Here is a 14,464-nt window from a genome sequence, read left to right on the forward strand (position 1 = left end):
GAAGCGTGCGAGCTATGCGAAGCCTTCCGGCCTGTCAACCGATTCCGTGACCGATCGACGACGGCGCGGCTCAGTGGCGATGCTGGCGCTTCAGCCCATAGCGACCGCCGTCCAGCCGATCGAACAGGCCGGCGATCGCGGGATGGTCGATCGGCTCGTCGCTGTCATCATGCACCAGATTCTGCTGACTAACATACGCGACGTAGCTCGACTCCATGTTCTCGGCGAGCAGGTGGTAGAAGGGCTGGTCCTTGCTCGGGCGGAAATCCTCGGGGATCGAGTTGTACCATTCCTCGCTGTTGGCGAAGACCGGGTCGACGTCGAAGATCACGCCGCGGAAATCGAGCATGCGGTGGCGCACTACGTCGCCGATCGAGAAGCGCGCGTGCGCGATCGGGGGCGCCACCGGCGCCTCGGTCTGAGCGATGATCGTGTGTTCGCTGGTCATCGCTACAATCTAGTGCGGAAATCGGCGGGCACAACAACAGACACGCTTGCGTCCGCCCCGCGGCCGGGCTAGGGGCGCCGCTCGATCGCCGCCGGCGTGCCTCTCGCAGGCCCCGGTGTCCTCCGCGGAGAGGTGCCAGAGTGGTCGATTGGGACGGTCTCGAAAACCGTTGTGCCCTCACGGGTACCGTGGGTTCGAATCCCACCCTCTCCGCCACTTCTCTACGCGCCGTTCGGTCGACGCGTCGGGGTCAGACCAGCGGCTCCTGCATCAGCGGCCCCGCTCCTCCCATCGCCGGGTCCGAGAACGAGTCGCCACCCGCCCCGCCATGCCCGGCCATCCGCCACGCCTGCGCGCCGGCGACGAGCTGTCGGTCATACCAGCCGTGGCTCGCGGCGAGATCGAGCGCGATTCTTCTGGTCTCGCGCGGGCGCAGCGCGAGCGTGACGGGCGCGGCACCATAAGCGCGGTCGGTCATCGTCACCGACAGCGCCGCGTCGGTGCGGTTCCCGATCGATAGCATCGGGGTCCGCGCGTGGAAGAGCGCGGCACTGAACAGGTCGCCGCGGCCGACCAGCCGGCGATGGAAGCCGTCGGGACCGAGCACGAACAGGTCGGCCGCACCGGCCGGCAGCGGGTGCGGCAGCGCACCGCCGACTGCCACGGTGTAGCGCGCGGGCACCTCCTCCAGTCGCGCCATGTCGTAGACGTGGAACACCGCCGCGCGCTCGTGGGAGCGGTTGACCAACAGCATCGCTGGCGAGTCCCCGCCGCGCAGCTCGGCGTCGAGTACATAAGGCGTGGCGCGGCGCCGGCGCATGCCGCGCTCCTGCTCGGGCGCTTCCGCCGCGGTGGGCAGCGGCGGCGCGATCCCCTTCAGCCCGGCCGCGCGCGTCGAGGCGGCCGCGGTGGCGGGCAGGCCCGCCATGAAGGCGACCGTGTCGGGCGCGGCGAAGTCGAAGCAGGAGGTCAGGTCGCCGCAGACTGCGCGGCGCCACGCGCTGATGTTGGGCTCGCGCACGCCGAAACGCGCCTCCAGGAAGCGCAGCACGCTGGTGTGATCGAACACCTCGGAGGCGACATAGCCGCCGCGGCTCCACGGCGAGACGACGTAGAGCGGCACGCGCATGCCCAGGCCGTAGGGGCGGTCGCGATAGGCGGCGTCCTCGGGCGTGCGGCAATGCACGTGATATTCGTCGTCGGCGGGCACGTCGCTGGCGCCGACGGAACGGCCGTCGAGCCGCGCGGGCGGCGCCGGCGGGGGGACATGGTCGAACAGACCGTCATTCTCGTCGAAGTTGATCAGCAGCGCGGTGCGCGCCCACACGTCCGGGTTGGCGGTGAGCGCGTCGAGCACGCGCGCGCTATAGTCTCCACCCTGCAACGGGGTGGAGACGCTCGGATGCTCCGACGCCGCCTCGGGCGCGATGATCCACGACACCGCGGGGAGGCGACCATCGAGCACGTCCTGGCGTAGGTCATCGAGCGTGCGGGTCGTGATGGTCCGGCGCGCGAGCAGCGCCGAGGCCTCGTTCGCGGCGGACTGTGCCCGACGATAGGCGTGGAAGCCGACGAGCGGATTGTCGGTGAAATTGTCCGCCATGTCCTGATAGATCTGGAAGCTCACTCCCGCCGCCATCAGCCGCTCGGGATAGGTGCTCCAGCGATAGCCGCCATGTTGGAACGGATCGGCGTCGAGGCTGTCATAGCCGTTGTCGATCGCCGGGCCGCCCGCGCGCGCCAGCGGATCGTGCGTGCCCGACCAGATGTACAGCCGGTTGGGGTTGGTGCTGAGGTGCATCGCGCAGTGATAGGCGTCGCACAGCGTGAAAGCCTCGGCGAGCGCATATTGGAACGGCAGGTCCGCGCGGGTGAAATGCGCCATCGCGTGGTTGTGCTTGGCCGCCGGCCAGGCACCCATCCGCCCGTTGTCCCAGGCCGCCTGGCTGTCGGTGAAGCCGTGCGGGGTGCCGAGCGGGCGGTAAAGGCGGAAGTCGGTCGCGGTGTCGAGCCGGAACGGCGCGAGCAGTGCGGGCGACGCGCCGGGATGCTCGTTCGGCTGGAGCAGCACGGTGCGGTGCGGCGCGCCCGGCAGCGGCGGTGCCGGCGCCGCGAACCGATCGCCGAACCCGCGCACGCCGCGCATCGTGCCGAAATAATGGTCGAACGCGCGGTTTTCCTGGGTGAGGATCACGACATGGTCAACGTCGCGCAGCGTGCCGGTGCGATGGCGCCCGGGCAGTTCGAGCGCGCGTGCGATCGACGGCGTCAGTGCCGCGGCGGCGCCGGCCGAGGCCATCATGCCGCGGATGAAGCTGCGGCGGTCCTGCATCGGCGGCATGGCGTGCTCCTCTCTGCCGCCTCGTCCCACTCGAGAGGGGCGAAGCGCACATCTCCCCCTTCCCCTTCAGGGGAGGGGCTTACTCGCCGCCGTTATACGCCCCATGCGGCAGGACGATGACAGCGGCTCAGCCCGCCGCGACGCCACCGCCGAGCGCGCGGATCAGGTCGGTCGCGGTCTGGAGCTGCTGGCTGCGCACCGTCAGCAGTGCGCGCTCGGCGTCGAGCGCGGCGGTCTGCGCGGTGACCACCTCGAGATAGTCCGCCGCGCCGTCGCGGTAGCGGATCAGCGCCAGCTCGCGCGTCTGCTCCGCCGCCTCGGCCGCGGTGCGCTGGTCGCGCTCCTGCGCGGCGAGCAGGCGTTGGCTCGCGAGCGCGTCCTCCACCTCGCGGAAGGCGGTGAGCACCGTCTGGCGGTAGGACGCCGCCGCCTCGTCATACTCGCCGCGCGCGCGCTGCACGCCGGCGCGGCGGCGCCCGCCGTCGAAGATCGCCAGCGCCGCGGAGAGCGGGCCGAGCGCCCAGAAGCCGTTGGAGGCGCTCAGCAGCGAGCCGCGCGCCGCCTCGAACCCGCCCGCCGCACCGAGCGTGACGCTGGGGAACAAGGCCGAGCGCGCCACGCCGATCCGCGCGTTGGCGGCGGCGACGCGCCGCTCCGCCGCGGCGATGTCGGGCCGACGCTCGAGCAGGGTCGAGGGCAGGCCGGCGGGGATCGCGGGCGGCGCGAGCTGCCGGTCCTCGACCGCGAGCGTGAAACCGGCCGGCGCCTCGCCGAGCAGCACCGCGATGGCATGCTCGTCGCGCTGCCGCGCCACGCCGACCGCGGAGAGCTCGGCGCGCGCGCTGGAGAGCAGGTTCTGCGCGCGGCTGACGTCGATCCCCGAGGCGATGCCGCCGCTGTGGCGCGTGTCGGTGAGCTGATAGGCGCGCGCGTTCGCTTCCACCGTCTGGCGCAGCAGCACGATGCGCGCGTCGAGCCCGCGCATGTCGAAATAGATGCTGGCGAGCTGCGCCTGGAGTCCGAGCGTCACCGCGGCGACGTCGGCCTCGCTCGCGGCGGCGTCGGCGCGGCTGGCGCGCACCGATTCGCGCACGCGACCGAACAGGTCGAGCTCATAGGCGAGGGAGGCGCCGACCGTCCCGACCGTGTAGGGCGCGGCGCTGCCGGGCGCGAGCGGTCGACCGGTGGAGACGCGGTCGCGGCTGACGTCGGCGGAGACACCGACCTCGGGGAAGAGGCCGGCGCGCGCCTGGCGCGCGACCGCGCGTGCCTGGTCGTAGCGCGCCACGGCGGCGGCGAGGTCCTGGTTGCCCGCGACAACTCGCTCCTCCAGCCCGGTAAGCACCGGGTCGGCGAAGGCCTCCCACCACTTGCCCGCGAGGGCGACGTCGGTGCCGGCCGCCTGCCAGCCCTCCGCCTCCTTGTACGCCGCAGGCGCTGGCGTGGCGGGCCGGACGTAATCGGGCGCGACCGAGCAGGCCGCGGTGGCGAGCAGCGCGGCGAGCGTGGCGACCCGGGCGGTGACGGGGAAGGACCGAACGTCGGTCCTCTTCTCGTACTCCCGGACTTGTTCCGGGATCCACCTGCCAGCGCGCTCCACGATCGTTGGACGAGCGGCGACGTCGGCCCCGGAACAAGTCCGGGGTGACGGGGCGGCGTAGGGTGACGGTGCGCCCAAGTCGTACGACGACGGGCGCCTCGCCTCATCGTGCTGGCTTCCTGCGTGCGCAGGAACACGGTCATCCCCTACCGTCGTTCCCCGTGCTCCTGCGAACGCAGGAGCCCAAGGCCACGAACGCGACGCCGGTCCCCTCACCGCGCGCCCGCCTTCTGCACCTGCACCGCGTCGCCGTCGGCGAGCGAGTCGGGCGGATTGTCGATCACGCGATCGCGCGGCGTCACGCCCGAACTCACCTCGACGGTGTTGCCATGGTCCTGCCCGATCCGGATCGTGCGCAGGTGCGCCTTGCCGTCGGCGCCGACCAGCGCGACCTGGGTGCCGCTCTCGCCCACGATCAGCGCGCTCGCGGGCAGCGCCACCGCGCCGCTCGCCCCCGCCACCGGGAAGCTCGCCTGCGCATAGGCGCCGGGCTTGAGCGCGCGGTCCGGATTGGGCGCCTCGACCTGCACCAGCACGGTGCCGGACGATTGCTCCACCGCGCCGGCGGTGCGGGTCAGCGTCGCGTCGAACGTGCGGCCGGGATATTCCGGCAGCGTCAGCGTCACGTGCATGCCCGGGTGGATCTGCGCCGAGAAGTTCTGCGGCACGCGGATATAGGCCCGCATGCGCCGCACGTCGGAGACGGTGAACAAGGGCGTCGACGCCGCCGTCCCCGCGGTCACCAGCGCGCCGATGTCGGTCGAGCGGCTGGTGACGGTGCCGGCGAACGGCGCGATCAGCCGGGTGAAGCCCTGCGTGTAGGTCAGCCGCGAGACGTTGGCGCGCGCCGCGTTGGTCACCGCGGTCTTGGCGGCGAGGTCGCCGACCTTCTCGTCGGTCTCCTGCTTCGACACCGCGTCCTTGGCGAGCATGTTGCGCCAGCGCGTCGCGGTCGAGGCGGCGAGCTGCTGGTTGGCGCGCGCGGTTTCCAGGTCGGCGCGCGCCGCGACGAGCTGCTGGTCGATCTCGGGCGCGTCGAGCACCGCCAGCGTCTGGCCGGCGCGGACGGGGTCGCCGATGTCGACGTACCATTTGCGCACGTAGCCGCTGGTGCGCGCGAAGATCGGCGCGCTGTTGATCGCCTGGAGGTTGGCGGGCAGCGTCAGCGCGCCCGTCGCCGCCGCCGGCTTGGCCTGGATCACCGCGACGGTCGGGGTCGACTGCGCCGCTACGGTATCAGCGAGCCTGTTGTCGGTGCGCGAGCGCGCCGCGATCCCCGCGCCGACGACGCCGACCGCGATCACCGCCGCGGCGATCCCGGCGGTGCGCAGCGAGCGCGACGGCGCCGCAGACGGCGCGGCGGGGGACGTCTCGAACGACGCCTCAGACATGGGCTTGCTCCAGATGGTGGGTTTCGCGCGGCGGCGCGGCCGCGGCGCGGCGGCGGTGGACGAGGCTGAAGATGACGGGGACGAACATCAGCGTGGCGAAGGTGGCGACCAGCAGCCCGCCGATCACCGCGCGGCCGAGCGGCGCGTTCTGCTCGCCGCCCTCGCCCAGCCCCAGTGCCATCGGCAGCATGCCGATGATCATCGCCAGCGCGGTCATCAGCACCGGGCGGAAGCGAGTCATTCCCGCCTCCAGCGCGGCCGCAGTGGCGTCGCCGAGATCGGCGAGCCGCTCGCGCGCGAAGCTCACCACCAGGATCGCGTTCGCGGTGGCCACGCCCATGCACATGATCGCGCCGGTGAGCGCGGGCACCGACAGCGTCGTGCCGGTAGTGAACAACATCCAGATGATCCCCGCCAGCGCACCGGGCAGCGCGGTGATGATCACGAAGGGATCGAGCCAGCTCTGGAAATTGACCACGATCAGCAGGTAGATCAGCACGATCGCGCCGAGCAGCCCATAGCCCAGGCCGGAGAAGGCGCTGTTCATCGTGGCATATTGGCCGCGCAGCGTGACGGTCGCCCCCTTGGGCGCCTCCGCCTTGAGCTCGTCGAGCACCTGCCGGATGTCGCCGGCCACCGCGCCCAGGTCGCGTCCCGCCGGGGTGGCGAAGATGTCGACCACCGGCGCGATGTTATAGTGCGACACCACCGCGGGCGCGTTGCCGCGGACGATCGTGCCGAGCCCGCCCAGCACCTGCGAGCGCCCGCTGGTACCGGTCACCGGGATGCTCGACAGGTCGCTCATCGAGCCGACGCGATACTCGGGCGCCTGCGCCACCACCGGGTAGGACACGCCGTTGTCGGGGTTGAGGAAGAACACCGGCGCGGTCTGCGCGGTGCCAGCCAGCGAGCTCGCCAGGCTGGTCGTCACGTCGCGCTCGGTCAGGCCGTACTGCCCCATGCGGCTGCGATCGACCGCGACGTTGAGCTGCGGGTACCGCGCCGACTGCTGGATGCGGGCGTCGGCCAGGCCGGGGATCTTGGCGATGCGGCGCAGGAGCCTCTGCGCATAGGCGGCGTTCGCGGCGGCGTCCTTGCCGGAGACCTGCACGTCGATCGGGGCGGGCGCGCCGAAGTTGAGGATCTGGCTGGTGATGTCCGCGGGCAGGAAGGAGAAGGTGGCGCCGGGGAAGTCGCGCGGCAGCTGCTCGCGCAGGCGGCGGACGTAGCCGTCGGTCGGCGCGTGATCGTGCGACAGCTGGATCAGCACGTCGCCGTCCTGCGGGCCGACCGTCCCCGAATTGTTGTAGGTCGTGTTGATCGAGCTGACCGGCAGGCCGATGTTGTCGACCACCGAGACCAATTCGTCGGCGGGAATGATCTGGCGGATGCGGCGCTGGATGCGGTCGAACTCGGCCGACGTCTCCTCGATCCGGCTGCCGACGGGGGCGCGCACGTGCATCGCGATCTGCCCGGCGTCGACCGTGGGGAAGAAGTTCTGCCCGAGGAACGGCACCAGCCCGAACGACAGCAGCACCACCGCGAGAAAGCCGATCACGAACCCCTTGGGCGCGGCGAGCACCCGCTCGAGCATTCCGCCGTAACTTGTACGGATCCGCTCGAACCGCGCCTCGAAGCCGCGCTGGAATCGCACCAGCGGGTTGCGCGAGGCGGGCGCGCCGGCGCTGTGCTGGTCGTGGTCGTCGCCCGCGCCGTGCGGCTTGAGCAGGTACATCGCCATCGTCGGGACGAGCGTGCGGGACAGGATGAACGAGGCGATCATCGCGAACACCACCGCCAGCGCCAGCGGCACGAACAGGAACCCCGCCACCCCCGGCAGGAAGAACATCGGCACGAACACGATGCAGATACACAGCAGCGAGACGAACGCCGGCGTCACGATCTGCGCCGCGCCGTCGAGGATGGCGCGGTGGACCGGCTTGCCCTGCTCGAGGTGCCAGTTGATGTTCTCGATCGTCACCGTCGCGTCGTCGACCAAGATACCGACCGCGAGGCTCAGGCCGCCCAGCGTCATCGTGTTGAGCGTGTTGCCGGTCACCGCCAGGCCGATGATCGCGGACAGGATCGCCAACGGGATCGAGATCGCGATGATCACGGTCGAGCGCCACGAGCCCAGGAACAGCAGGATCATCAGGCTGGTCAGCGCCGCCGCGATCGCTCCCTCCTTGACCACGCCCTCCACCGCGGCGCGCACGAACAGCGACTGGTCGCCGATCGGCACGATCTTGAGCGTGCTCGGCAGCGTCTCCTGGATCTTGGGCAGCGCGTCCTTGATCCCCTGCACGATCGCCAGCGTCGAGGTGGCGCCGTTCTTGAGCACGGTCATGATCACCGAGCGCGCGCCGTCGACGTGGACGACGTTGGTCTGCGGCGCCGAGCCGTCGCGGACGTGAGCGACGTCGCGCATGTAGATCGTCGCGCCGCCGACGACCTTGACCGGGATGCTGTTGAGCTCCTCGATCGATTCCGGCGCGTTGTTGAGGCGGACGCTGTACTGGAAGCCGCCGATCTTGGCGAAGCCCGCCGGGTTGATCTGGTTCTGCGCCGCGATCGCGTTGCCGACGTCCTGCGCCGACAGCCCCTTGGACTGGAGCGCGTCGGGGTCGAGGTCGATCTGGATCTGGCGCTGGCGCCCGCCCGAGGGATAGGGGATCGCCGCGCCCGGAACGGTCACCAGCCCGGGGCGCACCTGGTTGCTGGCGAGATCGAACATCTGCCCCTCGGACAGGCCCTTGCCCGACAGCGCGAGCTGGACGATCGGCACCGTCGAGGCGCTGTAGTTGAGCACCAGCGGCGGGGTGATGCCCGGCGGCAGCTGCTTGAGCACGGTCTGCGACACCGAGGTGACCTGCGCGGTGGCGGTGCGGATGTCCGCGCCTGGCTGGAAATAGATCTTCACCACGCCGATGCCGGGCAGCGACTGGCTCTCGATATGGTCGATATCGTTGACGGTGGTGGTCAGCACGCGCTCGAACGGGGTGATGATCCGCCCCGACATCTCGTCGGGCGACAGGCCGGCATATTGCCACGCGGTGGCGATCACCGGCACCCTGATGTCGGGGAAGATGTCGACCGGGGTGCGGATCGCCGCGAGCACGCCGACGACGGCGATGAGGATCGCCATGACGATGAACGTCAGCGGTCGCGCCAGGGCGATGCGTACGATGCCGATCATGGGCACAGCTTCCCGTAGGTGACGCCCACCCCGGTGAGCGGCGTCGCGCGCCAACCTAGCGCGTGCGGCGTCGGACGACCAGGAAAGGACGGCGGCGCAATGACATGCCGCGGTGCAGCGGATGAGCGCAGGTTAATGCTTTGTCTAATATTGTTTCCGCGCCGATCGATACGTACAGCCTATCGATCATGGAATTCCGGCATCTGCGCTACTTCGTCCAGGTCGCCGAGGACCTGCATTTCGCGCGGGCGGCGGCGCGCCTCGGCATCTCTCAGCCGCCGCTCAGCCAACAGATCCGCCAGCTCGAGGACGAGCTGGGCGTGCGGCTGCTCGATCGCACCAGCCGCCGCGTCACCCTCACCTATGCCGGAGGCATGTTCCTCGACGCAGCGCGGCGCACGCTCGCCGAGGCGGATAAGGCCGCGACGGTAGCGCGGCGCGCCGCCAGCGGCGAGCTGGGCGAGCTGCGCGTCGGCTTCAACGCCTCGGCGCCCTTCATCCCGCAGGTCGCCGCCGCGATCCACGCTTATCGGCTGCGCTACCCCGACGTGCAGCTCGCGTTATCCGAGGTCGCCGGCCCGGCGCAGGTGACCGCGATCCTGGCCGACGCGCTCGACGTCGGCTTCCTCCGCAGCGCGGCCGCGCCCGCGCTACCACCCGAGTTGACCGCGACCCGGATCCTGCGCGAGCGCCTGGTGGTGGCGACGCGACCCGACCACCCGCTCGCCGGCCGCGCCGGGCTGCGACTGGCTGACGCCGCGGCGCACCCGCTCGTGGTCTATGCCAGCGATCGTAGCGGCGGCTTCACCGAGGAGTTGTTCGCGCTGATGCGCGCTTCCGGCGCCGAACCGCGCATTGCCCAGACCGTGCGCGAAGTGTCGACGCTGCTCGGGCTGGTCGCGGCCGGGGTCGGGATCACCGTGGTGGCGGAGTCGCTGTGCGCGCTCCAGTCGGCGGGGCTGGTCTATACGTCATTGGCGGACGACAGTGCGGTCAGCGCGATGTGGCTCGTCCACGCCGCCGCGAGCCCGCCCGCCGCCGCCAATTTCGTGGCGATCGTGACCGAGGTCGCGGGCTGAGCGCTGCTCCGGGATCCATGCCGTGATTCGTCCAAGCCGACCCGTACTCCTGCGTAAACAGGAGCCCAGAGCCGCGGGCGTTGCCGCTTCTTGCCCTGGGCTCCTGCGGGGGCAGGAGCACGCCTCGCCTCGAGCGCGTTAGATCCGGTCTCAATACATATGCTGGCCGCCGTTGATGCTCAGCGTCGAGCCCGTGACGAACCCGGCCTCCTCCGAGCACAGGAAGGCGACGCCGCGCGCGATCTCCTGGGCCTGGCCGAGCCGCCCGACCGGGATCTTGGCGACGATCTTCTCCAACACCTCGCCGGGCACCGCGGCGACCATGTCGGTGTCGATATAGCCCGGCGCGATCGCGTTGACGGTGACGCCGGCGCGCGCGCCCTCCTGCGACAGCGCCTTGGTGAAGCCGTGGATGCCGCTCTTCGCCGCGGCGTAGTTCACCTGGCCGTACTGCCCGGCCTGGCCGTTGATCGAGCCGATGTTGACGATCCGTCCCCATTTCCGCTCGCGCATGCCGGGGAACACCGCCTTGGCCATGTTGAAACAACCGCCCAGGTTGGTGTCCATGACCTCCTTCCACATCTGGTAGGTCATCTTCAGGATCGTGCCGTCGCGCGTGATCCCGGCGTTGTTGACGAGTACATCGACGGGGCCGAGCTCGGCCGCGACCGTGGCGCAGCCGTCCTGACAGGCGTCATGGTCGGCGACGTCCCACTTGTACGCGGCGATGCCGGTGCGCGCGGTGAAATCGCGCGCGCGCTCGTCGTTGCCGGCGTAATTGGCGGCCACGGTCATGCCGAGGTCGCGTAGCGCGACGCTGATCGCCTCCCCGATGCCCCGCGTACCACCGGTGACGATCGCGACCCTTGCCATGCCTGCCTCTCCCTTAACCTTGGTGAGAGGCTAGCCGCGCGCCACCCAGCCTTCAAGCTCGCGCGACAGGATGGTGCGCAGCATGTCGACGCCCTGCGGTGAGTCGTTGAGGCAGGGCAGGTAGGCGAAATGCGTGCCCCCCGCCCCGAGGAAGCTCTCGCGCCCGCGGATCGCCAGCTCCTCCAGCGTCTCCAGGCAGTCGGCGGAGAAGCCCGGCGCCACGACCGCGACCTTGCGGATCCCCTGCGCCGGCATCGCCTCCAGCGTGGTGTCGGTGGCGGGGCCGAGCCACTTGGCACTGCCGAAGCGCGACTGGAACGCCACCGTCAGCGGCCGGCCGGCGAGCCGCTCGCGCAGCGCCGCGCCGAGCAATCGCGCGGTCTTCTGGCAGTGGCAGTGATAGGGATCCCCGCGCTCCAGCGTGCGCTGCGGCATGCCGTGGAAGCTGGCGATCAGCGCGTCGGGCGCGAAGTCGAGCGCGTCCAGCCCCTCGCCGACGCGCGCGGCCAGCGCCGCGATATAGGCGGGATCGTCGTGGTAGGGCGGCAGGGTGCGGATCGCCGGCTGCCAGCGCCACTGCGCCAGCGCGGCGAAGGCCTTGTCGTTGGCGGTGGCGGTCGTCGCGGCGCAATATTGCGGGTAGAGCGGCGCGAGCAGGATGCGCTCGCACCCGGCCGCCTTCATCGCCGCCAGCCGGTCGGCGATCGCCGGGTTGCCGTAGCGCATCGCCCAGTCGACCAGCACGCCGTCGCCGAACCCGTCCTTGAGCGCCTCGGCCTGCGCGCGAGTCACGGCGGCGAGCGGCGAGCCCGCCTCGCTCCACACCTGCTGATAGGCATGGGCCGATTTCTTCGGCCGCGTCGTCAGCACGATGCCGCGGAGGATGGGCTGCCACGCGATCCGCGGCAGCTCCACCACGCGGCGGTCCGACAGGAACTCGGCGAGGTAGCGTCGCACCGCGCGCGTGTCGGCGGAGTCGGGCGTGCCGAGGTTGATCAGCAGCACGCCTACGCGCGGCGCCGGGATCGTCGGATGGTCGGCGGGCAGCATCTACGAACTCCTGAGCGGCAGCGCGCGCCGGCGCGTACCGGCGGCAGCGAACAGCGCGTTGGCGATGGCGGGGGCGACAGCGGGCACGCCGAGATCGCTGACCCCACCGCAATCCGCGCCGCTGGCGATCAGTTCCACGCTGATCTCGGGCGCGGTGGCGAGCGTCGGCAGGTCGAGCGCGCCGAGATGGCGGACGGTGGCGAGGTCGTCCTTGTACCCAGCCGCGATGCCGGTCGCGGCGGCGACGCCGAACACCAGCCCGCCCTCGATCTGCTGGCGTACCACGTCGGGGTTGATCGCGCGCCCGCAGTCGACGGCCGCGACGAGCCGGGTGACACGCGGCGCACCGCCCTCCCCCGGCTCGGTTTCAGCGAGCACCGCGATCGCGCTGCCGGCCAGGCGGTGGCAGGCGATACCCTGCCCACTGCCCGGCACCCCGCCCGACCAGCCGCCGAGCTCGGCCGCGGTGGTGAGGCAGCGCGCCAGCCGCGCGTCGCCGCCGAGCAGACCGACGCGATACGACATCGGCTCGCTCCCCGCGGCGCGCGCCAGCTCGTCGATGAAGCATTCGGTGAAGAAGGCGGTGTAGCCGTCGGCGCCGCCGCGCAGGTGGCCGGTCGGCAGGTCGAGCGCGACCGGGTGATGGTCGACCGCGAGCGTCGGCAGACGATAGGGCGGCACCGCGCCCGACGTGGCATAGCGGTCAGCACCCGCGGGCAGCGCCGCGGCGACGCGGCGCAGCGGGTCGCCCGCGAGCAGCCGCTCGCCCAGCGCGTGCCCGGTCGACGGCGCGGCGATGGCGGCGTGCCACGCCAGGATCGTGCCGCGCGGCCCCAGCCGCGCGCGCATCCGCGCCTTGGCGGGCGCGCGGACCCGGTCTTGCAGCAGTGCCTCGCCGCGCGACCAGCAGAGCTGCACCGGCCGCCGCAGCGCGCGCGCGAGCACCGCCGCCTGCGCCGCGACGTCATGTTCCAGCGCCGCGCCGAACGAGCCGCCGACCTGCATCTGGTGGACGATCACGTCGCGCTCGGACAGCTGGACCGCCGCGGCCGCGGCGGCGCGCGCGAGCGTCGGCGCCTGGGTGGCGAGCCACAGCTCCAGCCGCCCGTCACGCCAGTGCGCCGTCGCGGCGGGAGTCTCCAGCGCGGCGTGGAGCGCGGGGCGGACGCTATACTCGGCCGCGACCACCCCCGCGCCGCGCAGCGCCGCGGCGGCGTCGCCGACGCGGGCGACCGGCTCGCCGGGGCGATCGAGCGCGGCGTCGAGCGCGCGCTCGATCGCCGCGTCGTCGACCGTCGTGCCGCTGCGTGCGAACCGGGGGGCCAACGCCGTGACCCCCCGGTTGGCCACCCACCAATTGTTCGCTACCGCAGCGACCCAGTGATCGGTCGTCACCACCGACAGCAGGCCGCGCACGCGCTCGGCCGCGGCCTTGTCACAGGAGAGCAGCCGCGCGCCGGGCTGCGGTCCCTGGCGGACGCTGGCGAACACCATGTCGGGCAGGCGCACATCGGCGACGAAATTGGCCGAGCCGTCGACCTTGCTGGGCGAGTCGAGCCGCGGCAGTGACTCGCCGCTCAGTCGCCCCTCGTCGCCGAGCCGCAGCGGCAGCTCGTCGGGGACTTGCCCACCCGCGGCCGCCTCGGCCAGCTCGGCGAAGCGGAGGCGACGGTCGCCGAGCGCGACGAAGCCGGCGCGCGTGTCGCACTCCTGCCAGTCGGCGTCCCAGCGCTTGGCCGCGGCCTGGCACAGCAGCACGCGCGCGGCCGCTCCCGCCTCGCGCAGCGGCTGCTCGAAGCGGCGCACCGAGCTCGATCCCGCGGTGATCAGCAGCGAGTCGCGCGTCCAGAGCTCGTCGCGCACTCCTTCCGGCACGTGCGCCGCGGCGTCCGCGAAGAGCGCGGCCGCGCCGAGCGGGTTGGCGTAAGGAGGGGCGAGCGGCGCGGCCTCGACGCCGACGGTGCGCCAGTCGGCGCCGAGCTCGTCGGCGACGATCTGCGCCAGCACGGTGTAGGTGCCCTGACCGTGCTCGCACTGCGGGACCGCGACGATCACCTGTCCGTCGCGCGCGATCTTGAGGAAGGCGCCGAACGCCGCCTCGCCCGGTGCGGTCGGCAACGCCGCGCCGTAATGCCGCGGCCACACCGCCCAAGCGACCACGAGTCCTACGCCGGCGCCCCCGGAGATCAGCAGCTTGCGTCGGGTCAGCGCGGCCATGCGGCGGCGGTAGCGGGGCACGGCGTAGCGGGGAAGCGCGAAAGCTCGCTCAGCGTGATCGGCTGAGCGGTGGACGCGCCGCAGGCGCTCTCACGGCGTCGTCGGCGGGCGGGCCGCTTCCCCCACGCGTACCTTCTCCGCGCCTCCGCGCCTCCGCGCGAGTTCATCTCACGCGCAGACGCGAGGACGCGAAGGTGTCGCTCACGCGGTGATCGTGCCGCGCGTCCATGCTTCGCGCCTTCGCGTCCTCGCGCGAGAAGGTTTGTTCG

9 protein-coding genes and 1 tRNA gene are annotated in these 14,464 nt (G+C 71.8%); 2 read left to right on the forward strand and 8 right to left on the reverse strand.

The annotated features are described in order from the left end of the window. Positions 1 to 70 precede the first annotated feature (70 nt). Positions 71 to 448: a heat shock protein HspQ gene (gene hspQ / locus K7957_RS20050; RefSeq protein ID WP_223014674.1), complete on the reverse strand. Its 378-nt coding sequence runs from the start codon at positions 446 to 448 to the stop codon at positions 71 to 73. A 126-nt stretch (positions 449 to 574) separates the two neighbouring features. Between hspQ and K7957_RS20055 the strand changes: the two genes are divergently transcribed. Further along, a tRNA-Ser gene (locus K7957_RS20055) sits at positions 575 to 664 on the forward strand. Positions 665 to 698: 34 nt separating this feature from the next. Here K7957_RS20055 and K7957_RS20060 read toward each other — a convergent pair. The 4 genes from K7957_RS20060 to K7957_RS20075 form a co-directional block, all read right to left on the reverse strand. After that, a complete protein-coding gene (locus K7957_RS20060; RefSeq protein ID WP_246617329.1) occupies positions 699 to 2,789 on the reverse strand; it encodes a phosphocholine-specific phospholipase C in 2,091 nt (696 codons plus the stop codon). A gap of 127 nt (positions 2,790 to 2,916) precedes the next feature. Continuing rightward, the gene (locus K7957_RS20065) at positions 2,917 to 4,284 is read right to left on the reverse strand and encodes an efflux transporter outer membrane subunit (protein WP_246617332.1); all 1,368 of its coding nucleotides are present in this window, start codon (positions 4,282 to 4,284) and stop codon (positions 2,917 to 2,919) included. A gap of 317 nt (positions 4,285 to 4,601) precedes the next feature. Beyond that, positions 4,602 to 5,780, reverse strand: coding sequence for an efflux RND transporter periplasmic adaptor subunit (locus K7957_RS20070; protein ID WP_223014675.1), 1,179 nt, complete (start codon positions 5,778 to 5,780; stop codon positions 4,602 to 4,604). Continuing rightward, positions 5,773 to 8,976 carry an efflux RND transporter permease subunit gene (locus K7957_RS20075; RefSeq protein ID WP_223014676.1) on the reverse strand — a complete coding sequence of 1,068 codons (3,204 nt, stop codon included), beginning with the start codon at positions 8,974 to 8,976 and terminating at the stop codon, positions 5,773 to 5,775. The genes K7957_RS20070 and K7957_RS20075 overlap by 8 nt, the downstream gene beginning before the upstream one ends. Positions 8,977 to 9,164: 188 nt before the next feature. Here K7957_RS20075 and K7957_RS20080 point away from each other — a divergent pair, with 188 nt between their 5' ends. Next, the gene (locus K7957_RS20080; protein ID WP_223014677.1) at positions 9,165 to 10,055 is read left to right on the forward strand and encodes a LysR substrate-binding domain-containing protein; all 891 of its coding nucleotides are present in this window, start codon (positions 9,165 to 9,167) and stop codon (positions 10,053 to 10,055) included. A gap of 150 nt (positions 10,056 to 10,205) precedes the next feature. Here the strand turns inward: K7957_RS20080 and phbB are convergent, their stop codons facing one another. The 3 genes from phbB to K7957_RS20095 are packed head-to-tail and all read right to left on the reverse strand — an operon-like array spanning position 10,206 to position 14,195. Next, complete coding sequence (gene phbB / locus K7957_RS20085; protein WP_223014678.1) at positions 10,206 to 10,928, reverse strand: acetoacetyl-CoA reductase; 723 nt, start codon at positions 10,926 to 10,928, stop codon at positions 10,206 to 10,208. Between the two features lie 30 nt (positions 10,929 to 10,958). Next, positions 10,959 to 11,978 carry a ferrochelatase gene (gene hemH, locus K7957_RS20090; RefSeq protein ID WP_223014679.1) on the reverse strand — a complete coding sequence of 340 codons (1,020 nt, stop codon included), beginning with the start codon at positions 11,976 to 11,978 and terminating at the stop codon, positions 10,959 to 10,961. Next, a complete protein-coding gene (locus tag K7957_RS20095; protein ID WP_223014681.1) occupies positions 11,979 to 14,195 on the reverse strand; it encodes a molybdopterin cofactor-binding domain-containing protein in 2,217 nt (738 codons plus the stop codon). Between the last annotated feature and the right edge of the window lie 269 nt (positions 14,196 to 14,464).

This window comes from Sphingomonas yunnanensis (assembly GCF_019898765.1).
Lineage (GTDB): Bacteria > Pseudomonadota > Alphaproteobacteria > Sphingomonadales > Sphingomonadaceae > Sphingomonas > Sphingomonas yunnanensis.

Coding starts and splice junctions, on each gene's coding strand:
- hspQ (WP_223014674.1), bottom strand. CDS start 448: ATGACCAGCGAACACACGATCATCGCTCAGACCGAGGCGCCGGTGGCG.
- K7957_RS20060 (WP_246617329.1), bottom strand. CDS start 2,789: ATGCCGCCGATGCAGGACCGCCGCAGCTTCATCCGCGGCATGATGGCC.
- K7957_RS20070 (WP_223014675.1), bottom strand. CDS start 5,780: ATGTCTGAGGCGTCGTTCGAGACGTCCCCCGCCGCGCCGTCTGCGGCG.
- K7957_RS20075 (WP_223014676.1), bottom strand. CDS start 8,976: ATGATCGGCATCGTACGCATCGCCCTGGCGCGACCGCTGACGTTCATC.
- K7957_RS20080 (WP_223014677.1), top strand. CDS start 9,165: ATGGAATTCCGGCATCTGCGCTACTTCGTCCAGGTCGCCGAGGACCTG.
- phbB (WP_223014678.1), bottom strand. CDS start 10,928: ATGGCAAGGGTCGCGATCGTCACCGGTGGTACGCGGGGCATCGGGGAG.
- hemH (WP_223014679.1), bottom strand. CDS start 11,978: ATGCTGCCCGCCGACCATCCGACGATCCCGGCGCCGCGCGTAGGCGTG.
- K7957_RS20095 (WP_223014681.1), bottom strand. CDS start 14,195: ATGGCCGCGCTGACCCGACGCAAGCTGCTGATCTCCGGGGGCGCCGGC.